Here is a 26,190-nt window from a genome sequence, read left to right as displayed (position 1 = left end):
GGCAGGTGCTTCAGCTCTCGGTGTCGAGCTGGTGGCCGAGCAGGTGGAGTGGCGCCGCGCTCACCCCGGCCGCCTCGACCGCCTCCCAGTAGGCGTGTGCGTGGGAGGCGTCGACCAGCCCGTGGACCAGTGGCAGGCCAGGCACGGCGGTGTGCAGCAGGGATTCGAGCCGACAGGAGGCGACCGTACCCGGCAGCCAGGCCTGTGCCGCGTAGCCGGAGGCGGCTGCCGGTGGCAGGTCGTCGGCGATGTGCCGCTCGGTGGCGCCGACCGAGAGCAACCCGCCCCCGACCGTCAGCACATCGCGCCGTCGCCGCATCCGGTCGAGGGCGCGTGCGGTGTCGAAGCAGTGCGGGAACGAGTCGTCGACCACGACGGCGCCGGGGCGCAGCCGGTCGACGTCGAGGACGGCCGTACCTCCGCTGACGGCCGTGACGATCAGATCGGCCTCGTACACCACATCGGGCAGGGGCAGGTCCGGGGCGGACTCGGCCGTCTCCACCGGCCCGGCCAGCTCGCTCCCGCGCCCGCTGCCGCGCCCGCGCCCGCGCAGATCCCCGGCGAGCGCGCGCAGGCGCGGCGCGCTGCCCGCGAGGTCGCACAGCACCAGGCGGGCGGGTGGCCGCTGGGCGCTGCTGAGCAGCAGGTTGAGGGACGAGGTGCCGATCGAGCCGAGGCCGACCATGGCGACGGTCAGGTCCCCGAGGTCGCGTCCTCGCGTTGCGAGCGCGGCGTGGACGGTCTTGACCACGGACACGGCGGTGGCCGCGTGGCCGGTGGTGACCGTCGTCGCCCCGCCGGTGGCGCGGACCACCTCGAATCCGTAGCCGGTGTACGCGGGGATCATCCCGGCCAGCGAGACACAGCGCGCGCCGAGCGTGGCGGCGTGGTCGACGGCGCGGGCGGTGTGGCCGATGAGCCGGTTCCCCGGCGCCAGTTCGTCGGCGAACAGCGGCAGCGACACGAACGCCGAGCGGCCCAGCGGCGTGCTGATCTCCTCCAGCAGGCGGGGGCCGCCGTCCGGGAAGAGCAGGGCCCGCAGACGTTCCCGGGGCAGGGCCGTGGCCGGTACACCGGCGAGCGCCGCCAGTTGTCCGGGCGACGGGAGATAGCCGACGAGCGCGGCGTCCGTGCCGGTACGGGAGGTACGTACGGTACGGCGCGGGCGCGGCGCTACGGCCCCGGTCAGCTCGTCCCGCAGGGCGCGGGCGAACGCGGCCGTGGCCGCCGGGTCGAGGGCGGCGGCCGAGGCCCGCACGGTGACGCGCAAACTGTGCCCGACCGGCCGGACGGCCAGGAACACATCCGTTCCCACCGGGGGCGGGGCGAGTTCCGTGTCGTGGTGATCCCAGTCGAGGGTCAGGGATGTGCCGGTGGGCGGGCCGAGGGCGGAGAAGTCGAGGTAGCTGAAGAGGAACTGGGTGGCGTTCGGCAGGCCATGGCCGTCGGATGGCTGGGTGCCTGTGCCGTACGTCCGGGCGGCGGTGGCCTCCTCCGCGATGCGGCGCAGATCGTCACGGAAGGACGTGGCGGGCGCGGTGTGCTGGTGTTCTTCCGCCACGGCCGGGCGCAGCGGTACGGCGGCTGCCAGCGGGCCGAACACCCGACTGATGTCCGGCAGCGCGTGGTCGCGCCCGGTGACCGCGAGCCCGAGGACGAGGTCCCGTTGGCCGGTGAGGTCGGCCAGGGCCCGGTAGTAGGCGGTCAGGACGGGGGCGTACGGCGTGGCGCGGGCGGTGGCGGCGAGGCGGCGCAGCCCGGCCGTCGCCTCGGCGTCGAGGGTGAAGCGTGCCTCGTGTGTACTGCCGTCCCCGGCGCCCGGGCTCCGCAGTTCGGGCCGCTCGTACGGAGCGTCGTGGCGGGCCGGGTCCTCCGCCTGCCGCAGCAGGGCCACGTAATCGCGGAACGTGCTGCGCAGCGGCGGTAGTTCGGGCTGTTCGCCCCGGTCGAGTTGGTCGTAGACGGCGAGCAGCTCCCGGCCGAACAGGGCCGCGCTGTAGCCGTCGCCGATGAGGTGGTGGGCGTGGACGACGAGCGTGTGCTCGTCGGGGGCGAGTGTCAGCACCCGCAGGCGCAGAAGTGGCCAGGCCCAGGGTTCGAACCGGCGACGGCGTTCGTCGGCGATTCGCTCGTCGAGTTCTTCGGGGGAGGCCAGGGTTTCGAAGTCCACCGGGAGCCGCAGCGCGGGCGGCAGTTCCTGCTGGACCGGCGGGCGGGCGCCCGCCGGGAAGACCGTGCGCAGCATGGGGTGGCGGACGATGAGGGCGTCGACCGCGCGCTGGAACAGATCCGCCCGCAGCGGACCGCGCAGCCGCAGCCGGGCGAGCCACGCCGAGCCGGACCCGGGCGCGATGGCCTCGGCGAGCAGGAACCCGCGCTGGGTGGGGGTGAGGGGGTACGGCGTGATGTCTGATTCGGCGGGTGCGGCGGGGGCTTCGTGTACTGCGGCCTTGTCGATCGCGGTGGCGAGCGCGGCGAGGGTGCTGTGTTCGTAGATGACCGTCGGCCTGGGCAGGGCGGTGTTGCGCCGCGCCTCGTCGTCCGTCTTCTCCAAGCGGGCGAACACCTCCAGGACGAGGATGGAGTCGCCTCCGAGGGTGAAGAAGTCGTCCTCGCGGCTCACCCGCGCCACGCCCAGCACCTCGGACCAGATGCGGGCCAGGGTGTGTTCGGTGGGCGTGGCGGGCGGGGCCTTGTCGGTGTCGGTGTCGGTGTCGGTGTTGGTGTCCGGATCCGGCGGCGGTGGGTCGAGACGGCGGCGGTCCACCTTGCCGGTGCCGGTGAGGGGCAGCGTATCGAGGTACCGGAAACGGGCCGGGAGCATGTAGTCCGGCAGGGTGCCGCCCAGATGGGCACGGAGCTGTGCCGGTTCGGCGCGTGGCGTGCCCGGCGCGGATTCCACGAAGGCGGTCAGGCGGCCGTGATGGTGCAGTACGGCGGCCTGTGCGACGGCGGGGTGGGTGTGCAGCACCGCCTCGATCTCGCCCGGTTCGACCCGGTGGCCACGGACCTTCACCTGGTCGTCGAGGCGGCCGTGGAAGTCCAGTACGCCGTCGGGCCGCCTGCTGACCCGGTCGCCGCTGCGGTACCAGCGCCTGCCGTCGCGCTCGGTGAACGCCGCCGCTGTCCGCTCCGGGTCGCCGAGGTAGCCCGGTGTCAGTCCGGTGCCGCCGATGAGCAGTTCACCGGGCTCGTCCGGGGCGCAGTGGTGTCCGTTCTCGGCCACCACTGCCACCTCGGTGCCGGAGATGGGGAGGCCGATCGGCAGTCGGCGTACCTCGTCGCCGGGGCGGGTGTCGATGAGGTGGCAGGTGGCGTTGATGGTGGCCTCGGTGGGCCCGTACAGGTTCGCGATGCGGTGGCCGGGACCGAACAGGTCGTACCAGCGGCGGACATGGGCGGCGGGCAGTGCCTCCCCGCCGACGTGGATCCAGCGCAGCGCCGACAGATCGGGCCGGGGCGCGCCGCGCCGCACTTTGGTCTCGGCGGCGGTCAGCAGCCGTTCCCACAGGGTCGGCACCGAACTCCACACGGTGATCCGGTCTCGTACGACCCGGTCCAGCAGCGCTTCGGGGTCGCGGACGAGGTTCCGGGGCAGCGTGTGCACGGTGGCTCCGACGAGCAGCGGTGCCAGCAGCTGGCGTACGGACGCGTCGAAGCACACGGAGGCGGTCTGGGCGAGCCGGTCGCCCGGCCGGTAGCCGAAGGTGGCCACGGCCCAGTCCAGGTAGTTCGCCATCGCCCGGTGGGTGATGGGTACGGCCTTGGGGCGGCCGGTGGAGCCCGAGGTGAAGATGGTGTAGGCGATCGCGTCGGGGTCGGTGGGTGCGGGCTCTTGTGTGATGGCGGGGGCGGGCGATGGATCGTCGATGGCGACCGCCGTCGCTTTGTCGAACGCGTCGGCCGTGGCGCGGGTGGCGGTGTGGCACACCACGGTCCGGGCCGTCGACCGGTGCAGCTGGTCGGCGAGGCGCGCGGTGGGGTGGGCGGCGTCCAGCGGCACCCATCCGGCCCCGGCCCGCAGGATGCCGACCACGCCGACGACGGTGTCGGCGCCCGGCTCGGTGAGCAGACCTACCAGGTCCCCGGGGGTGACGCCGTGGGCGCGGAGGCGGGCGGCGAGCGTGGCGGACGCCTGGTCGAGTGCCGCGTAGGTCATGGTGGCTTCGCCGGTGTCCACCGCGATGTGGTCGGCCGCCGCGTGGAAGCGGGCGCATAGGCGCTCGACGATGCCTTCGCGCTGGGTGAGTGTGGCGGATGTGGCGGGTGTGGCGAGTTCGGTGAGGTCCGCGAGGTGTTCGCGGGCCAGGCGTTCCACGGTGGCCGGGGTGAACAGCCGGGCCGGGAAGTTCCAGGAGAAGTGGAGGGCTCCGTCGCTCTCCCAGCACAGCAGCCCCAGGCGCGTGGCGGCGGAGGCGGTGCGCGCGGCGGTCGGGCGTACCGTGACCGGACAGTCGGGGTCCGTGGTGGCCGGGAAGCGGGCGAAGCTGAACCCCGCCGGGGAGGCTGCGCGCGGGCGTGCCCCCGTGGCGGGCAGCAGCCGGGCGATGTCGAGGCCGGTGAGGCGCGCGTGCCGCTCGGCGTCCAGCCAGCTGTCGCGCAGCCGCTGCGCCAGGGCGGGCACCGGTTCGTCCGGGCCGACGGTGGCCAGGAGCGGCAGCGTGTCGGCGAGCGGGCCGACCAACCGGTCGAGCCCGGCGAGCCGCAGCTCACGGCGGGCGCGGGCGACGTTGACCGCGATATCGCGCTGCCCGCTCCACCGGGCCAGGCAGCGTGCGTACGCGGCCAGCAGCAGATGGAACAGCGAGACGCCGTGGGCGGCGGCGCAGGTGCGCAGCGCGGCGGTGAGGCCGGGGTCGGTGGCGACCTGGTGTGCGGTGAGTGGCGCGACGGGGGCCGTGTCGGGGGCGGCTGCCCAGGGCAGGTCCAGGGGGCGTGTGCGGTCGGCGAGCAGGTCGTGCCAGTAGCGGCGGTCCTCGGTGGCCTCCGGGGAGGACCGTTCCGCGTCGAGGGCGGCGGCGTATTCGGCGAAGTCGGTGCGGGGTGGTGGTAGTTGGGGTGTGCGGCCGTGTGCGAACGCCGTGTAGACCGACCACAGTTCCTCGCCGAGGACGTTGACGCTGAAGCCGTCCGCGGCGGCGTGATGCAGGACGAGCAACAGGTGCGCTAGGTCGGCGCGCTCGCGCACCAGTACGGCACGTACGGGCGCCTCGGCGGCCAGGTCGAAGGGCCGGTTGCACAGCGCCTCCTCCAGGTCGGCCAGCGGGCCGTCGTCGGCGTCTCGTACCTCGTACCAGGAGGGGACGGTGTCCGGCTCGGGCGGCGCCACGCGCTGCGTGGGCGCCGTACCGCCGGGACCGGGCTCGATCCTGACGCGCAGCATCGGATGGCGGTCGGCGAGGAACGCGAGCGCCCGGCCGAGCAGTGCGGTGTCCAGGTCGCCGCCGATGGTCTGGCGCACGAACGCGTACGCGGCGACCTCGGGGTGCAGCCTGCCGCCGGTGTGGAAGGCCAGCTGTACGGGGGTGAGGGGATGCGGGTCCCCGGCGGCGAACGCGTGTGTGCGGTGGTTGTTGGTGGGGTGGTGTGGCGGGTGTGCGTGCGGCTGCGCGCCCGCGTGGTCTTCCGCCAGGTGCGCGGCCAGTTCGCGGACCGTCCGGTACTCGAAGAACAGCGTAGGCGGCAGCACCCGCCCCAGCTCGGCCTCCAGCCGCCGGACGAGGTCCACGGCGGAGAGCGAGTCCAACCCCATGGTGAGGAACGGTTCATCGTCGTCGACCTCGCCGGGCACGCGATGCAGGGCCTCGGCGAGGAGACGGCGCGTGATGTCGGCAATGCGGGGTGGGTCGGGCGTCGAGGCCGTGTCCGCCAGCCGCTGTGAGGCTCCCAGCCCCCCAGCGGCCCCTGTGACGGCCGCCGTTGGCGAGGGCGCGGTGTCGGTGCCGGACGGGTCGGAGCCGACTCCGGGCCTTGCGGGCTCTGCCGCGGCTGTCGTTGGCGACGGTGCCGTGTCGGTCCTGGGTGCGCCTGTTCCGGACGCGACGGCGGTCGCCGGGGCCGGTCCGGACGGGGCGGGGTCGGACGTTGTGAGGGCCGCCATCGCGACGGCCGACGGGGCGGTGCCCGACACTGCGATGGCCGAGCCATCGGTGGTCGACGTGGCGGGAGCCGCGAGGGCGGGGGCAGGGCTGCCGGGGGTTGGCGCGTTGGGCGGCCTCGGGGGCGTCGCCGACTTCACCGGTAGCTCGGCCACCACCAGCTGGGCCGTGTCCATACCGCACGCCGTGTGCAGTGCCGACAGCCCCGCTTCGGTGGTCAGCGGTGCGGGGCCTCGGGGTGCGATGGTGGGCCGGGCGGCCAGGCCGGTGTCGGCGAACGCCGCGAAGTTCAGCGACTGCCACGGCCGCCCGGCGGCCCGTTCGGCGGCGGCGAACGCGTCCAGGAAGGCGTTGGCGGCGGCGTAGTCGCCCAGTGCGCCCGCCAGCCCCGGCAACACGGCGGCGACCGACGAGAACGCCACGCACGCCGCCGGGCGGTGGCCGTGCCGCCACAAGGTGCGCGACAGCAGCAGGCTGCCGCGCACCTTGGCGGCCATGACCTCGGCCATCTCCTCCGGAGACTTGGTCCGCAGCGTGCCGGGGCGCACCACACCGGCGGCGTGGAACACCCCGTCCAGCGGTGGCAGACCGCCCACCAAAGCCTCGACATCGGCTTCAGCCGATACGTCCGCCACGCGGTACTCCACGGTGGCTCCGAGCGCGCCGAGTTCGGCCGTCAGGCCGTCCGCCGCACGGGCCGACCGGCCCACCAGCACCAGGGTCGGTCGGCCACGTCCGGCCAGGTCGCGCGCGAACGCGGCGCCGATGCCGCCAGCACCGCCCGTGATCAGGTACGTGCCGTCGGGCGGCAGCGGCGGCGAGGGCGGCGGACCGGCCGCCACCGCATCGGCCGTACGGACCAGGCGGCGGCCCGCCCGCCATGCCACCGCGCCACCGTCCCCCGGCGCGTGCCGCCCGAGCACCTCCCGTTCCAGCTCGTCGAGCCGGACGTCCAGGGAGTCGTACGAGGACACGTCCACGCTGGACGCGGTGAGACCGGGGTACTCCTCGGGCAACGCGAGCGTCAGGCCGGTCAGCAGCGCCTGGGCAGGGCGGAGGCGTTCGCCATCGGCACCGGTGGTGTGCACATCCTCGGTGACCGTCACCAGATGCCCGCCGTCGCGGCTCATCGGGGTGAACAGGTCCCGCAGCGCGGGCACGGTGGACAGCACGGTGTGCGTCGTGGCGTCGAGGTCCGCCACGGTGGCACAGTCGGTGGCCGGTCCGGCGAACAGTACGGTGACCGGCGGCGACGGCTCAGCGAGGGAAGCGTCGCCCCGCAGGACCGGGATACCGCGCCGCTCCAGGCGGTCGGCCAGGGCGCGGGCCAGTTCCGAGTCCGGCCCGGCCAGCCGTACGGCGTGCGGGGCGTCCGCCGCCGTGGTCAGGGGCGCGTCGCGCCAGGTGAGGCGGTGCAGAAGTGGCGCCGCCACCGGTTCCGGCCAGTACCGGCGGCGCTGGAACGGATACGTCGGCACGGCGACGCGCGCCCGCCCCGCGCCCAAGGCTGCGTGGTCCAGGTCCACTCCGCGTGTCCACAACCGCCCCAGGGCCGTCAGCAGAGCGGGCCAGGCGTCGGTGCCCGCCGTCGTCAACACCTCGGGCGCCGGGCCCGTGCCGCCGCGTCCCGCCGCGACGGAGCGCACCGGACCCGGCAGGGTGGTGCCGGGCCCCAGCTCGAGGAACGTGTCGTACCCGTCGTCCAGCAAACGCTCCACGGCGGCGCCGAAACGCACGGGCCGCAGGGCGTGTTCGCGCCAGTGCGCCGGGTCCAGGGGCGGCTGCCACTCGGTGGTGAGCGTGCTCAGCAGGGGCACCGACGGCGGACGCGCCGCCAGGGCGGCGGCCACGGTGGCGAGTGAGTCGGCCACCGGGAGCATCGCGGGGGAGTGGAAGCCGTGGGAGACCGGCAGGACGCGGGCCGACAGCCCATCGGCGGCCAGTCGCGCCACCCCCCGGTCGATCGCGTCCGGGGTGCCGGAAAGCACCGTCTGATCAGGGGCGTTGACGGCGGCCACGCACAGCGCACCGGCCGATTCGGCCACCACCGCCGCGACGGCCTCCTCCCCAGCGCGTACGGCGGCCATCGCGCCCGGGGCGGCCAAGTCGCGCATCAGGCGGCCCCGTTCGGCGGCGAACCGAACCGCCTCGGCCAGGGTGAGCGCCCCGGCCACGCACGCGGCGGCGATCTCGCCGACGCTGTGCCCGGACACCGCGTCCGGGTTCACGCCCCACGCGCGCAACTGCCGGGCGAGCGCGACGCCGTACGCGACGAGCAGCGGCTGTGCGACCTCCGTACGGGCCACGTCGGCCGGTGCGGCATCGGGGTCCAGACACCACTGGGCCAGCGTGCGCCCGTACACTGGGCCGATCAGCGCGGACGCCTCGTCCATCGTGTGGCGGAACGCGGGCGCGCGGCGGTACAGCTCGCGGCCCGCCCCCGGCCGTACGGTGCCCTGGCCGGGCAGCAGGAACACCAGCCGGGGCCGGGCGGTGGCCACTGCAGGAGCGGGGTGGGCGGCGAGACGTTCGGCCAGGTCACCGCCCCGGGACACCACCGCCAGGCGGTGGCGGCCGTGGTCGCGGGCGGTGTTGACGGTGGCGCACACGTCGCCCTCGGCCAGCTCCGGGTGGGCGCGCAGATGGGCCACGAGGTCCCGGGTCGCGGCCTCCAGGGCGTCGGCGCCGCGCGCCGAGAGTGTCAGCAGCTGCGGGCCGTCGTCCTCGGTGGCATCGGCCGGGCGCGGTGGCGCCTCCTCGAGGATCGCGTGTGCGTTGGTGCCACCGAAGCCGAAGGCGTTGACACCCGCCACCAGTGGGCCGGGTGCTGTCCACGCGCGATGCTCGCCGACCACCGCGAAATCGTCCGCTTCACCGGACGGGTCGTGGTGCAGGGAGGCGGGCAACTCCCGGTGGCGCAGGGCCAGGATCACCTTGACCAGGCTCGGCATGGCGGCAGCGTTGAGCAGATGGCCGACGTTGGTCTTCACCGAGCCCAGCCAGCGGGGCCGCCCATCGGCGCGCGGCCCGAACGCCTGGCGCAGGGAGCGCAGTTCGACGGGGTCGCCGAGGGCGGTACCGGTGCCGTGCGCCTCGACGTACGACACGCGGTCGGGGTCGACACCCGCGTCCCGGTGCGCCTGGACGATGATTTCCCGCTGGGTGAGCGCGTTGGGGGCCAGCAGGCTCAGCGAGCGCCCGTCGTTGTTCACGCTGGTGCCGCGCAGCACGGCCAGCACCGGGTCGTCCGCGCGCTGCGCGTCGTCCAGCCGGGCCAGCACGATCGCCGCGCCGCCCTCCCCGGGTACGAACCCGTCGGCCGCGGCGCTGAAGGCGCGGCACCGCCCGGTCGGCGACAGCACCCCCGCCTGCTCCAGCAGCCGGTGGCCGGTCGGGGACAGCGCCAGGTTGACCCCGCCGACGACGGCGAGATCGCACTCGCCGGACTCCAGGCTGCGGCGCGCCAGGTGCAGCGCGACCAGCGCCGAGGAGCAGGCGGTGTCGACGGCGAGGGCCGGGCCGGTCAGGTCCAGGCTCTGCGCCACGCGGGCGGCGACGAGGTTGGGCAGGTTGCCGGTCAACGCGGCGGGCGGCAACCCGCCGTCCGGCCCGGCGGCCCGCGACAGCACCTCGCGGTAGCCACTCTCCCCGGTCGCGGCGAACACGCCGACACGTCGGCCCGCCCGCCGGGAGCCCGCGTAACCGGCGCGCTCCAGGGCCTCGTGGGCCAGCTCCAGAAAGATCCGGTCCTGCGGGTCGGTCGCGGTGGCCTCCTGCTCGTCGATGCCGAAGTACGCGGCGTCGAAACCGGCCGGATCGGCCAGGAACGCGCCCCACCGGGCGGTGCTTTCCGGCCGGGTGGCCCACCGGTCGCCCGGCACGGGACCGACGGCGTCGTGCCCGGCCACGAGCCGGTCCCAGAAGGCGTCCGGGGAGTCGGCCCCGGGGAAGCGGCAGGCCATGGAGACGATGGCGACCGCCGCCGCCTCGTCTGTGGCGGGGCGGTTGTTCGCGCCGTCCGGCCGCTCATCGCCCTGGGCCGCCACCAGGTATTCAGTAATCGCCGCGACGGTGTCACGATCGCGCAGCACGCTCGGCGGTACGGAGACACCGAAGGTGTCCTCCAGCGCGGCGAGCACCTCCATCGCCTTCAGCGACGAACCACCGATGGCGAGGAACCGGTCGTGCACCCCGATGCCATGGGCGGGCCGCCCCAACACCCGCGCCCAGACCGCCGTGACAACCCCGGCAACGTCCCGGCTGCCGTCCGCCGGGACGGCGCGGGCGGTGTGGCCTTCCGCCGGGTCGCCCTCGGTGCCCCTGCCCACCGTCGCTACGGCGGTGGCCTGGTGGCTCTCGGCCGGGTCATGTTCCGTCGGGACGGAATCTGCCGGGATGTCGGCGGTCGGGGTTACTTTCAGCGGGGCGCCCTTCGCCGGGGCGGCCTCGGCCGGGGTGTCCTCCGGTGCGGCGCCCGCGCCTGGTCCAGCCGCCACCGGCGTGGCAACCGTGCCCGCCGGGGCGGTCGGGTTCACGGCCCACCGCGCCTCGACCGTCGCGTACCGCCCGGCCTCGAAGCGGTCGCGCATCGCGCGGCGGCGTAGCTTGCCGCTTGTCGTGCGGGGGAACGCCGCCGGTGGCAGGGGTAGCACCCGTACGTCGTCGTGGGACAGGGCCTGCCGGACGCGGGATGCCACCTGCTCGAGCACGGTCGTCGCCTCGCGGGGTGGGCTCGGCCACTGGACGAAGACGACCACCCGCTCCGTGCCGCTGGCCGGGTCGGTCGAGCCGACGACGGCGGTCAGTGGGCTGGGCAGGCCGGGAGTGGCCGCGGCCACTTGTTCCAGGTCCGGGGCGTGGTAGGTGCGGCCGTTGACGAAGATGACGTCCTTGTCGCGGCCGGTTACGCACAGGCGGCCGTTGTCCAGGAAGCCCAGGTCGCCGGTGCGCAGCCAGCCGTCGGTGAACGTGGCGGCGGTCGCCTCGGGGGCCTCGTGGTAGCCGGGCGCCACCTGGGGGCCGCGTACGTGGACGTGGCCGACGCGGCGGTCCTCCAGGGGGTGGCCCGCATCGTCCGCGATGCGCACCTCGCTGCCCGGCACCGGCAGGCCCACGTCCATCAGTTCCACCGCGTCCGGGCCCGGGGCGGTGTCGACCGCGTGGCCGCCGCTGAGGGCGGTGCGGTCCAGGACGCGGGGCGCCGCCACCTCGTCCAGGGGCGGGAAGGTGACCGCCAAGGTGGCCTCGGCCAGGCCGTAGACGGGTTGCGGGGCGCGGGCGGCGAGGCCGGACGCCCCGGCCTTGGTGGCGAACCGCCGCCACACCGCAGGGGCGATCGGCTCGGCGCCCACCAGGAGCAGCCGCACGGCGGACAGGTCGAGTCGGGCGAACACCTCGTCGGGAATCCGCCGCGTGGCCAGCGCGAGGGCGAAGTTGGCCGCGGACAGGACCGTGGCCCGGTGCCGGGCCGCCGTCTCCAGCCACCGGGCGGGGCGTTTGGCGAACGTCAGCGGCTCCAGCCGCACCTGCTTGGCGCGCGCGGCGAGCGGGGCCAGGTGGGTGCCGATGAGCCCCATGTCGTGGAAGTACGGCATCCAGCTGGCCACCACGTCGTCCGGGGTGAGGGCCGCGGCGGCGCGGATCTGCCCCAGGTTGGCCAGGACACACGCATGGGTCAGCCGAACGCCCTTGGGCGCCCCGGTGCTGCCCGACGAGAACTGCAGGAAGGCCACGTCATCGGGGGCGGCCACCGGCAGCCGGGCGGGCGGGCTGCCCTGCCGTAGCGTCGCAAGCCTCAAGGGGCGTACCGCAGAGGGGAGTTCGGCCAGCAGCGACGAGGTGGTCTCGTCCACGGCCACCGGCGGGCGGCCCAGCAGTTCCCACACCGGCACCACCCGCCGCGCGTCGGCCGCGAGCGGCACCGGGACGAGCCCCGCCGCCAGCGCGCCCCAGAACATCGCCTGGAAGTCGTCACCGCGGTCCGCGAGCAGGGGGACACAGGTGCCGGGGGCCACCCCCGCCGCCACGTAACCGCCCGCCACGCGCAGCGCGTCGTCCCGCAACCGCGCGTAGGTGACGGTCCGCTCGGAGCCGTCTCCCCGCACATGCACCAGCACCTGGTCGGGAGCCACCTCGGCGGCGTCCAGCAAGACCCCCAGCAGTGTGGTCTCGCCATTCGGTCCGGGCATCAAGGCTCTCCTCGTTCGCTCGCTTCCACCCTGTGGGAGCTTCCATCCTGAGGGAGGGGCGAAGAGGAGAGCCCGGTTCCGTAAAGCGGTTGACGACAGAGCGGATTACGAGGTCGTCGTCGCGCCCGCTCGGGGCTTGTCCGGGGCCGCCGCCCCGCCGTCCCGCTCCTCCGGCAGCTTCAGCAGCAGCGTCAGCACGAACGCGACCAAGTACAGCGCGAGGAAGACCAGCGTGACGCCGCCCGCGCCGACGAGCGGGAAGAACAGGCTGGCGAGCGCCGGGCCGACGAAGGCCGCGCCGCCCGCGCCCAGGTTGAGCAGGGCCATCGAACCGCCCTTGTTCTCCGGGGCCATCGACGGGATGAGCGCCGAGATGGGCACGAACCCCGCGAGGGTCGCCCCGTAGAACATGCCCGCGAGCACCGCGACCCAGAAGTAGTCCGGGCCGAGCCACACCGGTACGAAGTACAGCGTCGTGACGCTGATCGCGCAGCCCAGGGCGCCGAAGCCCGCGATGGTCGTGCGCCAGCCGATGCGGTCGGAGAGGACACCGAAGATGAGATTGAAGAAGATGTTCGTGCCGTAGATGATCGCCAGCAGCTGGAGCCACTTGTCCTCGCCGAAGCCGACGTCGTCGGAGAAGATCCGCGGCAGGTACACCAGCATGCCGAACTCGGGTGCGGTGTTGATGACCCGGACCAGGCAGCCCACCAGGACGCGCGGATGGGTCCAGATGATGGAGACGGAGTTCAGCAGGCTCTGCCCGGTGGTGACCTCCGGCGGCGCCATCCGGTCACCGCCGGGCCTGCGGCGCGCGCCGACCAGGGCGACCGCGCCGCCGAGGAGGATGAGCGCGAGGGCCGACCACAGCGTGCCCAGGCGGCCGAACCAGGGGATGGTCAGGCTCGACCACAGCGAGCCGAGCGTGGGCAGGCCGCCCGTGAAGGCGAAGTAGAACCATCCGACCGCCGTGCCCAGCCGGGCCGTCGGCGCCGTGTTGGTGATCCAGACGAGGAAGCCGAACGCGAAGAGCGGGTAGCCGAAGCCCCGGATGCCGTAGAAGAGCAGCATCAGCGGGTAGTTCTCGGTGCCCAGCGCGAAGAGCAAATACGCGGCGTCGAAGACGGCCCAGATCACCAGCCCCGTCCACATCACCCGGCGCGGCCCCCACACCTGGCAGAGCGCGCCGGAGAACCAGGACGCCAGCATGACGGCGATGCCGTACACCGTGATGACGTACCCGGCCCGTACGTCCGTCCCGGCGCCATGGTCGGCCATGTACGGGGCGATGAAGCCGGATTCGACACCATCGCCGATCATGAACAAGAGCACGCCCACATAGCCCAGGACCAAGGCTTTCGGCATCGCTACCTCCACTCTGAGGTGTGACGGAGTATGACCGCAGATACTCAAGCGCGCCGAGAGAAATATCAAGAGTCTTGGTAAGACTCACGCGATCCGATGTTAATTATCCCGCCTCAGCCACCCGCCTCGGCCCCCGCCTCGACCACCCGTACGTCGGTCAGCTCCCGCATCTCCCGCAGCAGCTCCTCGTCCACCGGCCCGGTCAGCAGCACGTGGTCGAACGAGTCCACGCTCTCCAGCCGGTGCAGCGCCCGGCGGCCCACCTTGCTGTGGTCCATGAGCAGGACGCTCGTCGCACCCGCCTGCCGGGCCGCCCGCTTGATGCTGACGATCTCCTGCTCCTGATGGAACGTCATGCCAGCGGTCATCCCGGAGGTGGACAGCACGGTCAGATCGACGGAGATGCCGCTGATCATGTCGATCGCGGGCAGTCCGATCCATGAGTCGTGGGTACGCGAGTACTCGCCGCCCACGCAGATCAGCCGGATGCCCTCGGCACCCCGCAGCTCCTCCGTGATCAGGCGGTAGTTGGTCACCACGGTCAGCGGCCCCACCTCGGGCAGCAGCTGGGCCAGGGCCAGCGCCGAGGTCGAGTCGTCCAGCATCACCGACATGCCCGGCGCCACGAACGACAGCGCGGCGCGGGCCAGGGCCTGCTTCTCCTCGGTGTGCGCGTGCAGCCGGAAGTCCGAACTGGACTCGAAGACCATCGAGGGCTGCGCGGAGACGCCGCCGTGATACTTGCGCAGAATGCCACGGTCCGCCAGCTCGGCGATGTCCCGGTGGACCGTCATCAGGCTGACGCCGGTCAGCTCGGCCAGCTCGGCCACGGTGGCGTCCCCCCGGGCCAGAACGTGGTCGACGATCAGTTGGTGTCGCTGCTGCCGCGCACCGCGCGAAGACGGGAGAGTCATGTACTCCATCCTGCCGTGCCAATTTCTCACATGGAACCGGTGACAACTCACACCGAGACTGTTAATTTCGCTGGACCGACATCATCAGCCAGGGGATCAGGGGTACGCATGGCCGACGCAGTGGTCTTCGACATGGACGGCGTCCTGGTGGAGAGCGAGCATCTGTGGGAGGAGCTGTGGACCGCGTACGCCGCCGCCCACGGCCGTTCCTGGGGCCCGGACCAGACGCGTGACGTCCAGGGGATGAGCGCCCCCGAGTGGGCGGCCTACCTCACCCGGTTCTGCGAGGCGGGCGGCTCCGAGGGTGGATCCGGGGGCGGATCCGCGGCCGACACCGAACGGACCGTCGTCGACGGCATGGTCCAGGCGCTGACGGACGGGCGCATCGAGCTGCTGCCCGGCGCCCGCGAGATGATCACCGCGACCGCCGAGCGCGGCCCCATCGCGCTCGCCTCCTCCGCGCCGCGCCGGGTCATCGACGCCGTCCTCGTCCACCACGCGGTCGACCACCACTTCAAGGCGACCGTCTCCAGCGCCGAAGTGCCGCGCGGCAAGCCGAGCCCGGACGTCTATCTCGCCGCCGCGAGCGCGCTGGGCGTGGCGCCGGAGCGCTGCCTCGCGGTCGAGGACTCCAGCAACGGACTGCGCGCGGCGGCGGCCGCCGGGATGACCGTCGTGGCCATCCCCAACCCGCAGTACCCACCGGCCGAGGACGCCCTCGCGGCCGCCGCCTTCCGCTCCCCGGACCATGGAGCCGTACGCGACTTCCTGCTCAGCAAGCTCGACACCCGAGGAGAGTGACCGAAGTGACCGATACGACCACGGTCCTGGTGGCAGGCGACGACTTCATCGCCCCCGACCTCTTCTCCGCCGCCCTGAGCAACGCCCTGGGCGACGCCCTGCCCGACACCGGGCTCACCTTCCGTACGCTGCGCACCCGCTGGCCGAACGAGCCTTTCGGCCCGGTCGGCGCCGACGCCCACGGAAACGGTGGCGTCAAGGAGGCCAGCGGCACCGAGGAACAGGTGCTGGAGGCGCTCGGGGACGCGAGCGTCGCGCTCACCCAGATGGCCCCCTTCACCGCCCGTGTCATCCGCGAGGCGCCGCAGCTGAAGTTCATCGGCGTGGCGCGCGGCGGCCCCGTCAACGTGGACGTGTCCGCCGCCACCGCCGCCGGAATCCCGGTCACCTTCACCCCCGGGCGCAACGCCGCAGCGGCCGCCGAATTCGCCATCGGCCTGATGCTCGCCGCCCTGCGCCGCATCACCTTCGCCGACGCCGCCCTCAAGGAGGGCATGTGGCGCGGCGACTACTACGCCTACGAGAACGCCGGTCTCGAACTCGACGGAGCCACCGTCGGCCTCGTCGGGTACGGGGCCATCGGCGCGATCGTCGCCCGCGTGCTGCGCGCCTTCGGCGCCCGCGTCCTCGTCTCCGACCCGTACGCGGACCCGGCCAAGGCGCAGGCGGAAAGCGTCGAACTCACCTCCCTGGACGACCTGTTGCGGCGCAGCTCCGTCGTCAGCCTGCACGCCCGGGTCACCCCCGAGACACGGCATCTGCTCAACGCCAAGAACCTCGCACTGCTCCCCGAGGGCGCCGTCCTCGTCAACTCGGCCCGTGGCGATCTGCTCGACTACACCCCGCTGCCCGGGCTGCTGGAGTCCGGGCGGCTCGGCGCGCTCGCCCTCGACGTCTACGACATCGAACCGCCCCCGGCCGACTGGCCCCTGCACCACGCCCCCAACGTCATCACCACGCCGCATCTGGCGGGCGCCACCCGGCAGACCGCCGACCGGGCCGCCCTGATCACCGCCGCGGAGGCCGCCCGGTTCCTGCGCGGCGAACAGCCGCGGCACATCGCCAACCCGGAGGTGCTGACCGGAGGCCGATCGTGATCGTCGGAGTCGACATCGGTACGTCGGTCACCAAGGCCCAGCTGATCTCCCGCGACGGCCGCGCCACCCCCGCCCACGAGGCCCGCAGCACGGTCTACACCCTGCCAGGACAGCGCGTCGAACAGGATCTGGACGATGTCGTGGGCACCGTGGAGACCGTCATACGGGCGGCGCTGGCCGACGCCGGGCAGATGGACGGCGAACCGGTCGAGGCGCTGGCCCTCACCGGGCAGGGCGACGGCCTGTGGCTGCGCGACGCCGACGGCGCCCCGGTCGGCCGCGCCCTGTCCTGGATGGACGGCCGGGCCGCCGACCGGCTCGACCGGTGGACCGCCGACGGCACCCTGACCGCCCTGCACCGCCGCACCGGAGTCGGCCTGTTCCCCGGTTCCGCCGCGCCCCTGCTGGCCCACCTCGCCGAACACGAGCCGGAGCGGCTCGAAGCGGCGCACGTCGCCGGATACTGCGTGGACGCCGTCGTACAGCGGCTGACCGGCGCCGTGACCGTCGACGCCTCCGACGCCTCGCAGCCGTTCCTCGACGTCGCCACCCGTACGTACGACGACGCCGCGCTCGACCTGTGCGGACTGTCCGACCACCGGCGGCTGCTGCCGGACCCGGCGCCGCCCGGCACCCTGCACCGGCTGCTGCCCGACGCGGCCCGGCGGCTGGGCCTGCCCGCCGGACTGCCGGTCTCCGCCGGTCCGTTCGACATACCGGCCTGCGCCTTCGGCTCGGGCGTCGCCGAACCCGGCGAGGGCCACCTCATCATCGGCACCACCCTCGCCGCCCAGACCCTCGACAGCGCGCCGCGCCCGGCCGCCGCCGACGAACCCGCCGGAATGGTCCTGGCCACCCCATACGAAGACCGGTTCCTGCGCGTCATGCCCGCCATGATCGGCACCGCGGGCCTGGACTGGCTGCTGAAACTGCTCGATGTGAAGATCGAGGCGCTGGACGCGCTGCTCGTCCAGTCCCCGCCCGGCGCCTCGGGCGTCACCGCCCTGCCGTTCCTGTCCGCCAGCGGCGAGCGCGCCCCCTTCGTCGACGCGCGGGCCCGTGGCCGCTTCGACGGCCTCTCCCCGCTGGCCGGGCGCGCCGACCTGGTACGGGCGCTGTGCGAGGCCGTGGCGTACTCGGCCCGGCACTGCATGGAAACCCTCGGCGTCCGCGGCGCCATCACCGCGTGCGGCGGCGGCGCCCGCTCGGGGGAGTGGGCGCGTGTCTTCGCCGGTGTCCTCGGCCGGGATCTGGACGTCTGCGACGACGCCGTGGGCATCCGGGGCGCGGCCCAGACCGCCTGGCACTCCCTCGGCACACCCGTCGACGCCCGCGCCTGGCGCGCCCCGCGCCGCACCGTGCCCGCCGAGCGCGGGCTGATCGACCACTACGCCGAGGGCTACGCCGACTACCGCCTCGCCCTCGATGCCGCACGCGACGGCTGGAGCACACGATGACCAGGCTCTTCAACGACCCCGCCCGGTTCACCGACGACATGATCACCGGGTTCGCCGCCGCCCACCCCGAACACGTACGGGCCGTGCCCGGCGGCGTGGTGCGCGCCCGCGCCACGCCCGAGGGGAAGGTGGCGGTGCTCACCGGTGGCGGCTCCGGCCACTACCCCGCGTTCTGCGGTGTCGTCGGCCCCGGATTCGCCGATGGCTCGGTCATCGGCGACGTGTTCACCTCCCCGTCGGCCGCCCGCGCCCGCTCGGTCGCCGAGGCCGCTGAGGCGGGCGGTGGCGTCCTCTTCCTCTTCGGCAACTACGCCGGTGACGTCATGAACTTCGGCCTCGCCGCACGGCAGCTCACCGGCGACGGCATCCCCGCCCGCTGCTTCGCCGTCACCGACGACATCGCCTCCGCGCCCGCCGACCAGATGGCGCGGCGGCGTGGCATCGCGGGCGGCTTCGTCGTCTTCAAGACCGCGTCGGCGGCGGCCGAGGAGGGCGCCCCGCTGGAGGAGGTCGTCCGGGTCGCCGAGCACACCAACGCCCGTACCCGCACCCTCGGCGTGGCCTTCGACGGCTGCACCCTCCCGGGCGGCGAAGCACCCCTGTTCACCGTCCCCGAGGGCCGTCTCGGCCTCGGCCTCGGCATCCACGGCGAAGCGGGCGTGAGCGAGGACACCCTCGGCACGGCGGAGGAGCTGGCCCGCGTCCTGGTGGCGGGGCTGCTGGCGGACCGGCCCGGCGGCGCGGGCGACGGCGGCCGGGTCGCCGTCGTCCTCAACGGCCTCGGCGCCACCAAGTACGAGGAGCTGTACGTGCTGTGGGGCGCCGTGTCCCGGCTGCTGGACGAGGCCGGGCTCACCCCCGTACGACCCGAGGTCGGCGAACTCGTCACCAGCCTGGACATGGCGGGCTGCTCCCTCACCCTGACCTGGCTGGACGACGAGCTGGAACGGCTGTGGCGGGCCCCCGCCGACACCCCGGCCTTCCGCCGTGGCGCCCTGCCCGAACTCCCGGCCGACGACACCGCCGTACGTCCCGCCACCGCCACCACCGCCGACGTACGCCCCGCCGCCACCGCGTCCGGCGCGGCGGTCGAGGTCGCGGCACTGGCCGTCCACGCGCTGCGCGCCGCCCGCGATGTACTGCACCGGGACGCGGACGCGCTGGGACGGCTGGACGCGGTGGCGGGCGACGGCGACCACGGCCGTGGCATGTGCAAGGGCGTCGACGCGGCCCTCGCGGCCGCCGAGAAGGCGCACACCGAACAGCTCGCCCCGGCGGCCGTGTTCGCCGCCGCCGGAGACGCCTGGGCGGCGGAAGCCGGAGGCACCTCGGGCGCGCTGTGGGGCGCGGCGCTGCGCGCGCTCGGCGGCGTACTCCCGGCGGACCGGGCGCCCGGGCGCGAGGAGCTGGCGTCCGCCGCCACCGAGGCGCTGGCCGCCGTCACCTCGCTGGGCGGGGCCGAGGTGGGCGACAAAACCCTGGTCGACGCCCTCGCCCCGTTCGCCACCGCCTTCGCCGGACAGCTGCGCGCCGGAGCCCCGGTGGCCGAGGCGTACGCGGCCGCCACGGCGGAAGCCCGTACGGCCGCGGAACACACCGCCACCCTGCGCCCCCGCCTCGGCCGCGCCCGCCCCCTCGCCGAGCGCAGCGTGGGCACCCCCGACCCCGGAGCCACCTCGCTCGCCGCGGTGCTGACCGCGGTCGCCACCCTCCCCGCGACGACAGGAAGCGATGCCGTATGACCACCGCGACTCCGTTCCGGATCGTCGTCGGCTGCGACGACGCCGGTTACGGCTACAAGGAAGCCCTCAAGCAGGATCTGCTGGCCGACCCCCGGGTCGCCGAGGTCATCGACGTCGGCGTGGGCAGCGACGAGCACACCGCCTACCCGCACGTGGCGGTCGAGGCGGCCCGCCGCGTCGCCGACGGCGCCGCCGACCGCGCCCTCCTGGTGTGCGGCACCGGCCTCGGCGTGGCCATCAGCGCCAACAAGGTCCCCGGCATCCGCGCGGTCACCGCCCACGACACCTACTCCGTACGCCGCTCCGTCCTCAGCAACAACGCGCAGGTCCTCTGCTTCGGCCAGCGCGTCATCGGCCTGGAACTCGCCCGCGCGCTCACCGACGACTGGCTCGCGCAGCGCTTCGACGAGACCTCCCCCTCGGCGGAGAAGGTCGCCGCCATCCGCGCCTACGAGAGCTGACGCCGCGCCCGGCCGACCGCCTCCGGTACCGCTTCTTCCGGTGCCGACCCGCATTTCAAGGGGAACCTGAATCTCGTTGACACCCCGACCGGACCCGGACAGATCATGGGCCCTGTCCACCGGGTCGGGACCAACGAGAGGCAATGGCTGTCGGTATGGGTGCGAGTACGGATTGGTCCCTCCTGCCGGTCGTGGCCCTGCGGCACGCGGGATTTCCGCTGGACGTTCTGGAGCCACTGGCTGAGCCGGGGGCCCGCGACCGGTCCGCCGCCCTCCGCGCGGCGGCCGGGCAGGCCGTGGCCGCCGGAGAACGGCTCGGCCGCAAGCTGCGCGGCACGCCGGAAGCGGCCGCCGTGGGGTCCCGCATCGGCATGCTCGCCCCGCTGCCGGAGGACGTGCCGTACGCCGAGGAGTACCGGCGGGCGCGGACGGCGCTGGTGGCCGCCTGGGAGCGGTACGAGGCCGAGTACCAGCGGCGGCTCACGGACGGCCGCACCTACGTGGCGACGGCGTTCCGCGAGAACCCGTCCCTGCGCGAAGTCCTCCTGCTCTCCAACGACGCACACTACGACCACTTCGCCGCCTGGCTGGACCGGGCCGTGGAGACCTTCGGCAAGCGCGACCGCAAGATGGCCGATCTGCTGGTCCGCTACTTGCAGCGCGTGGCCAGCAAGAACGAGACGACCGCGCACTTCGGCCCCATCGCGGCCGGGCGTCTGTCCTCCGGCGCGACAGGGGTGGGCTGGCGGGACGCCGGGGCGCAGCGGCGCAGGACCGTCCTTTCGTACTGGGCCGCCGAGGCGCTGGCCGACAGCCTGAGCCGGCGTCAGGGACTGCGCCCGTCGGTGCGGCCCCGCCGCCGTCCGCTCGCCTTCCCGGGGGAGCGGCGGATCACGGTGTACGCGCCCACGACGACCACCGGCTTCCTCGCCGACTGGCGGTTCGAGCGGACCGCCGACGAGCCCGTCCCTCCTCGCCACCTCTGGCTGCTGGAGCGGTGCGACGGGGAGCGGAGCGTGGCGGAGCTGCGGCGGGAGTGGCCATTCGGCGATCGGGACGGCGGATTCGACGCCACGCTCGCCGACCTGGCCGCACGCGACTGGGTGGTGGACCGGTTCGAGATCCCGGTGGGAGTCGCCGATCCGCTGCGGGCGCTGAGCGGCGCACTGCCCGCGGCCGACACCTCCGCGGACGCGGCGGAAGCCCACCGGACAGTCGGTGGCCTGGCCCGGAGCCTGGCGGACTTCGAGGCGGCGCCGCACCCAGGACGGGCGGCGGCACTCACGGCGGTCAAGGAGGAGTTCACCGCCCTCACCGGGGCCGAGCCCAACCGGGGGGAGGGACGGCACTACGCGGACCGCGCCATCTTCTACGAGGAGTGTCACAGCCGGGTCGAGGGCCTGACCCTCGGGCCCGATGTCGAACGGCTGCTCACCGAGGAGATGGCACCGGTCTACGACCTGATTCTGGCCGGGCCCCGCCTGAGGGTGCGCCGCGAGCGCACGATCCTCGCGGACTGGGTCGCGCGCCGGTTCGGTGCGGAGCGTGCCGTACCGCTGGCGCGGTTCTACGAGGGGTACTTCGAGGACCGCGACACCCTGCTGGCCGCGTGCGCGTCCGTCGACGGTGAACTCGCCGCGCTCGACGACACGATCACCGACGCCCTGCTGGCCGACGCGCCCCCCGACGCGGCCGAGATCGAGGTGTCCGCGGACCGGCTCGGCGAACTGGCGGCGGTCCGGCCGGACGATCCGGCGGTCGTGTGCAACCCGGACGTCCTGCTGGCGGCGGGCAGCGCGGCGGAGGTGGCAGCGGGCCGGGTCACCGCCGTCCTCGGAGAATGCCACGCGGTACGGGAGTTGCTGTGCCACGCGAGCTACGCGCCACTGCTCGCCGAGCGTGAACCGGACCTGGCGTGGCTGGCGCACGAGGCGTACCAGCGGATGCTGCGACCGGAGGAGATCCTTTGCGACCTCGTCCGCTCCCACCCCAACAAGACCGGTGCCCAGCTGTTGTTTCCCATCCCCGACGTGGAGATCACCGGCAGATCGGCCAAGCCCCGGGACCAGGTGCTCACCCCCGACCGGCTATACGTCCTGCTGTGCGGGGGACGCGTCGAACTGCGGGCGCGGGGCATGGAGCAGCGGTTGCGCCCGCTGTCGGTCCCCGCGGGTGGGCAGAGCATCCGTCAGGATCCCCTGGCACCGCTGGGCTTCCCCCGCCACTACGGCGGGGTCAGCCTGCGCTCCCGCAACCGTGACCGGATGCCCCGGATCCGCTGCGGTCGCGTGATCCTGCGCCGGGCGAGCTGGCGGGTGCCGTCCACGGCGTTCCGCGGGAAGCGGCCGTTCCCCGGCACGGGAGTGGCCGACGCCGCCGACTTCCACGCCGTACAGGAGCTGAGGGAGCGCCTGGGACTGCCCCGGCACCTGTTCGCCAAGGCGCCGGGCGAACCGAAGCCCCTGTACCTCGACCTGGACGCGCCGCTGCTGGTGAAGCAGTTCTGCCGCACGGCCCGGGCCGCCACCGGACCCGTGGAGCTGGGGGAGATGCTGCCCGGCCCGGACCAACTGTGGCTGGACCTCGAAGGCCGCGGTCACACCGCGGAGTTCCGCTACGCCGTGTTCTCCGGGCGGGAGGGGGAGTGAGCGGAGCACAGGAGCCCGCAGTCGGAGTGACGCGCCGGGCGCTGGCCTACGTGAGGCGGGACGGGCGCAGAGTGCGCCAGTTGTCCGTCGTCGCCCTGGCCATGGCCGCGGTCAGCGCGACGGGGCCGATTCTCATCGCACAGGGACCGGGACTCGGACTGCGGTCGGCCACGGGCGGGGCCCTGCTGGCGGCCGGGGTTGTGGCGACCGGTGCGGTGGTCTGGGGGCTCAACCGGCTCCGGGCGTTTCTCACCAAATGCCTGGTGGCCGACGCGGTGCTCGCCATGCGGCTGGACGCGCTGCGTTCCGCGCTCGGCCAGGACCTGGAGTACTACGACCGGAACGACCGCGCGGCGGTCACCAGCCGGATCACCAACGACCTCGAGTCGTTCGGCGAAGCCACGTTCAACCTGCTGGAGCTGGTGCAGCAACTGGTCGTCGTAGTGCTGCTGGTCCCGCTGATGTTCGTCCTCGAATGGCGGCTGACCCTGGCGACCCTGTTCGGAAGCCTGCTGATCGCGGTGACCACGCGCCGGTTCGGCCGGGTCACCCGACGCCGGGCAGGCCACGCCGCGGCCGCGACCGCCGAGCTGAGCGCGTCGGTGTCCGAGGCCACGGCGGGCCTCGCCACGGTCCGGGCGTTCGGCTGCGAACGGCCGCTCATCGAGGCGTCCGCCACCCACAACTCCCGTCTCTTCCACGCCAATCGGAAGGCGGACATCTTCGCGGCCCTGCTGCAGCCCGCGCTCTCCGTCATCAGCGGACTCATCATGACCGTCCTGGTGTTCGTGGGCGGGGTGATGGTGGAACAGGCCGTGCTCACGGTCACCGCCTGGTACCTGTTCGTCCTGGCCACGGACCGGGTCTCCTGGCTCCTCGGGTCCACGGGCGCGCTCGACGGCCAGGCGCAGACGGCGCTGGCCGCCGCGGAGCGGGTGTTCGAGCTGATCGACGAGACCGTTCCGGCGACCGCTCCGAGCGCCGACCCTCCCGACCCCCGGGGCGCGTTACGGGCGGACGGGCTGCGGCTGACGTACCCCTCGGGCAACGAGGCGCTGCGCGGCGTGTCCCTCGAGCTGCCGGCCGGATGCCATCTGGGGCTTGTCGGCCCCTCGGGATCCGGCAAGTCCACCCTGCTCAAGGTGCTGGCGCGGATGCAGCCCGCCTCGGCCGGTGAGGTCCTGCTGGACGGCCGGCCCCTGGCCGCCGTTCCGGAGGCGGAGCTGCGCCGGGGCGTGGCGTACGTGCCCCAGCAGCCGCAGCTCTTCGAGGGCACGGTCGGGGACAACCTGCGGCTGGCGGCCCCCGGCCGGACCGATGCGGAGCTGCGGCGGCTGATCGCCGACGCCTCCCTGACCGACTGGCTCGACGGCCTCCCCCGGGGGCTGGACACGCCCGTGGGGCCCCGGGGCGAACTGCTCTCGAACGGCGAGCGCCAGATCGTCTGTCTGCTGCGGGCGCTGGCGAAGAAGCCGTACCTGGTGCTGCTCGACGAGCCGACCGCCAATGTGGACGCCGCCACGGACGCACATCTCCAGGCCGCACTGCGGACGCTGCTCCGCGGCATCACCTGCGTGATGATCGCGCACCGGCTGAACACCATCCGCAGCGTCGACCGGATCGCCGTGCTGCGCGAGGGACGGATCACCGAGACCGGCAGCCACGCCGAACTGCTCGCGGCCGGTGGCGAGTACACGGCCCTGCACGAGGACTTCGCACACGCGTCGGCGGACGGCCGAACGCCGACGGGCAGTGGGGACACATGGCAGGCGTGAGACAACTCGACTGGCTCCGGCCCAGGTTACGGCCCTTCCATGGCGCCTTGCTCTTCGTTGTCGTCGGAGGTGTCCTCGCCGCACTGATGGCCGTCCTGGCCGCGTGGATCACCGGGGACGCGCTCGACGAGGCGGTCGAAAGCGGCGTCGGCACCCGGCAGCTGATGGTGGTCGCGGGCGTGCTGCTGGGCAGTCAGATCGTCCGGGCCGCCCTGCTCTACCTCCGCCAGACCACGAGCATCCGGGTGGGCACCCGCCTCGAACGGGACCTGCGGCACGAGCTGGTCACCAAGGTGCTGAGGGAGGCCCGCCCCGGCAACGCCGACGGCCGGCTCGCCACCTTGATCAGCGATGTGCGCGCCGTGCGGTACATGATCACCCCGGGGGTGGACCTCGGCATCTCGGTCTCCGCGTTCGTCGTGGTGGTGCTCGGCTGCGCGGCCATCTGGTCGCCGCAACTGGTGCTGGCGCCACTGCTGTACGCCATCGGCTTCGTCTGGGTCTCCGCACGCCTCCTGCGCGGCATCAAGGGCGCGGCGCGCACGGCCCGGGACCGGTCCGCCGGAATGACCGAGCGGGTCGGCGAGGCACTGGAGAACATCGAGGCGGTCCGGGACGCCGGTGGCGCCGCCGCCGTCTGGCGGCAGCTGGAATCCGCCGCGGTCGCCCACCGCGATGCCGTGGTCGGCCAGGGCCGGGAAGAACGCCGTACGCCGCTCTTCCTGCTGCTCGGCCTGGTACAGGCCATCGGATTCGCCCACGCCCTGCTGCTGGCCCGGGACGGACGGCTCACCGCGGGCGACATGGTCGGCTACCACAGCCTGCTTCTGCTGCTCGGCGCGCCGACGTTCTCCAGCGGTGCCGCCTTCCCCGCCCTGGCGGGCGGACTCGCGGCGGTCGCCCGGATCCGCCGGGCCTTTCCCGCGACGGGGGCGGAGGACGGCGGCACCTTCCGCCCCTCCGCCGACGTACCGCGCATCGAGGTCGTGGACGCGGCCCCGGAGCCCGGCCGTCAGCTGCCGCCCCTGATCAACCTGGAAGTCCCGCCCCGTTCCCTCGTCGTTGTCACCGGGCCCACCGGGTCGGGCAAGTCGACTCTGCTCCGGTTGCTGGCGGGGGTGGAGCGGCCCGCTTCCGGCGAGGTACGCGTCGGCGGGGCGGACGCCACCCGGTGGCGGCGGACCGACCTCACCACCCGCGTGGTGCTGGTCGCCGATCACGACGCGCTGTTCTCCATGAGCCTCGCGGAGAACATCGGCCTCGGGCGGCTGGATGCGGAACACGACGAGATCAAGGCCGCCGCGAAGCAGGCCGGTGTGACCGAGTTCGCCGAGGTCATGCCCGGCAGCTGGGACACCCCGCTGGGCACCCGCGGCACCGCCCTGTCGGGCGGGCAGCGGCAGCGGATGGCGTTGGCGCGGGCCCTGCTGTCCCGCGCGGACGTCCTGCTTCTGGACGACCCGTTCAGCGCGCTGGACGCGGGCATGGCGCGCTATCTGGCCACCGGACTGATGGAAGTGGCACGGCGGCGCACGGTCGTCGTCGTCTCCGACCGGGCCGATCTGCGGGGCGCCGCGAGCCGTGTGCTGCACCTCAGCGATGCCGAACTGACCGTGCACATCAACGAGACCCAGGGGGAATAGC

The 26,190-nt window shown here is 73.9% G+C and carries 11 protein-coding genes; 8 read left to right on the top strand and 3 right to left on the bottom strand.

Going from position 1 to position 26,190, the window contains the following annotated elements; genetic code table 11:
- Positions 1-10: 10 nt before the first annotated feature.
- The 3 genes from ACFV9T_RS29040 to ACFV9T_RS29030 all read right to left on the bottom strand — a co-directional run bounded on the left by ACFV9T_RS29040 (position 11) and on the right by ACFV9T_RS29030 (position 14,565).
- Positions 11-12,286 (bottom strand): amino acid adenylation domain-containing protein, encoded by a 12,276-nt coding sequence (locus tag ACFV9T_RS29040; RefSeq protein WP_385445388.1) that lies wholly within the window; start codon positions 12,284-12,286, stop codon positions 11-13.
- A gap of 105 nt (positions 12,287-12,391) precedes the next feature.
- The gene (locus tag ACFV9T_RS29035; protein WP_385445387.1) at positions 12,392-13,651 is read right to left on the bottom strand and encodes an MFS transporter; all 1,260 of its coding nucleotides are present in this window, start codon (positions 13,649-13,651) and stop codon (positions 12,392-12,394) included.
- Positions 13,652-13,764: 113 nt separating this feature from the next.
- On the bottom strand, positions 13,765-14,565 hold the full coding sequence (locus ACFV9T_RS29030; RefSeq protein WP_385445386.1) for a DeoR/GlpR family DNA-binding transcription regulator: 801 nt from the start codon (positions 14,563-14,565) through the stop codon (positions 13,765-13,767).
- A 108-nt stretch (positions 14,566-14,673) separates the two neighbouring features.
- Between ACFV9T_RS29030 and ACFV9T_RS29025 the strand changes: the two genes are divergently transcribed.
- The 8 genes from ACFV9T_RS29025 (at position 14,674) to ACFV9T_RS28990 (ending at position 26,189) form a co-directional block, all read left to right on the top strand.
- Positions 14,674-15,366, top strand: a complete 693-nt coding sequence (locus ACFV9T_RS29025) for an HAD family hydrolase (protein WP_385445385.1) — start codon at positions 14,674-14,676, stop codon at positions 15,364-15,366.
- A 5-nt stretch (positions 15,367-15,371) separates the two neighbouring features.
- A complete protein-coding gene (locus ACFV9T_RS29020) occupies positions 15,372-16,463 on the top strand; it encodes a 2-hydroxyacid dehydrogenase (protein ID WP_385445384.1) in 1,092 nt (363 codons plus the stop codon).
- Positions 16,460-17,920 (top strand): FGGY family carbohydrate kinase, encoded by a 1,461-nt coding sequence (locus ACFV9T_RS29015; RefSeq protein ID WP_385445383.1) that lies wholly within the window; start codon positions 16,460-16,462, stop codon positions 17,918-17,920. Before ACFV9T_RS29020 ends, ACFV9T_RS29015 begins: the two co-directional genes overlap by 4 nt.
- Positions 17,917-19,662 (top strand): dihydroxyacetone kinase family protein, encoded by a 1,746-nt coding sequence (locus ACFV9T_RS29010; RefSeq protein ID WP_385445382.1) that lies wholly within the window; start codon positions 17,917-17,919, stop codon positions 19,660-19,662. The genes ACFV9T_RS29015 and ACFV9T_RS29010 overlap by 4 nt, the downstream gene beginning before the upstream one ends.
- Entirely contained in the window at positions 19,659-20,123 is a 465-nt protein-coding gene (locus ACFV9T_RS29005; protein WP_385445381.1) for a ribose-5-phosphate isomerase, read from the top strand. The genes ACFV9T_RS29010 and ACFV9T_RS29005 overlap by 4 nt, the downstream gene beginning before the upstream one ends.
- A gap of 143 nt (positions 20,124-20,266) precedes the next feature.
- Positions 20,267-22,771 (top strand): lantibiotic dehydratase, encoded by a 2,505-nt coding sequence (locus ACFV9T_RS29000; RefSeq protein ID WP_385445380.1) that lies wholly within the window; start codon positions 20,267-20,269, stop codon positions 22,769-22,771.
- Positions 22,768-24,546: an ABC transporter ATP-binding protein gene (locus tag ACFV9T_RS28995; RefSeq protein ID WP_385445379.1), complete on the top strand. Its 1,779-nt coding sequence runs from the start codon at positions 22,768-22,770 to the stop codon at positions 24,544-24,546. The genes ACFV9T_RS29000 and ACFV9T_RS28995 overlap by 4 nt, the downstream gene beginning before the upstream one ends.
- Positions 24,547-24,593: 47 nt before the next feature.
- A complete protein-coding gene (locus ACFV9T_RS28990) occupies positions 24,594-26,189 on the top strand; it encodes an ATP-binding cassette domain-containing protein (protein WP_385445378.1) in 1,596 nt (531 codons plus the stop codon).
- Position 26,190: the final 1 nt, after the last annotated feature.

The organism is Streptomyces sp. NPDC059850, assembly GCF_042731515.1.
Classification (GTDB): Bacteria; Actinomycetota; Actinomycetes; order Streptomycetales; family Streptomycetaceae; genus Streptomyces.
The sequence above is the reverse complement of the archived record's forward strand: the minus strand, read 5'-3'. Positions and strand labels throughout refer to the sequence as shown.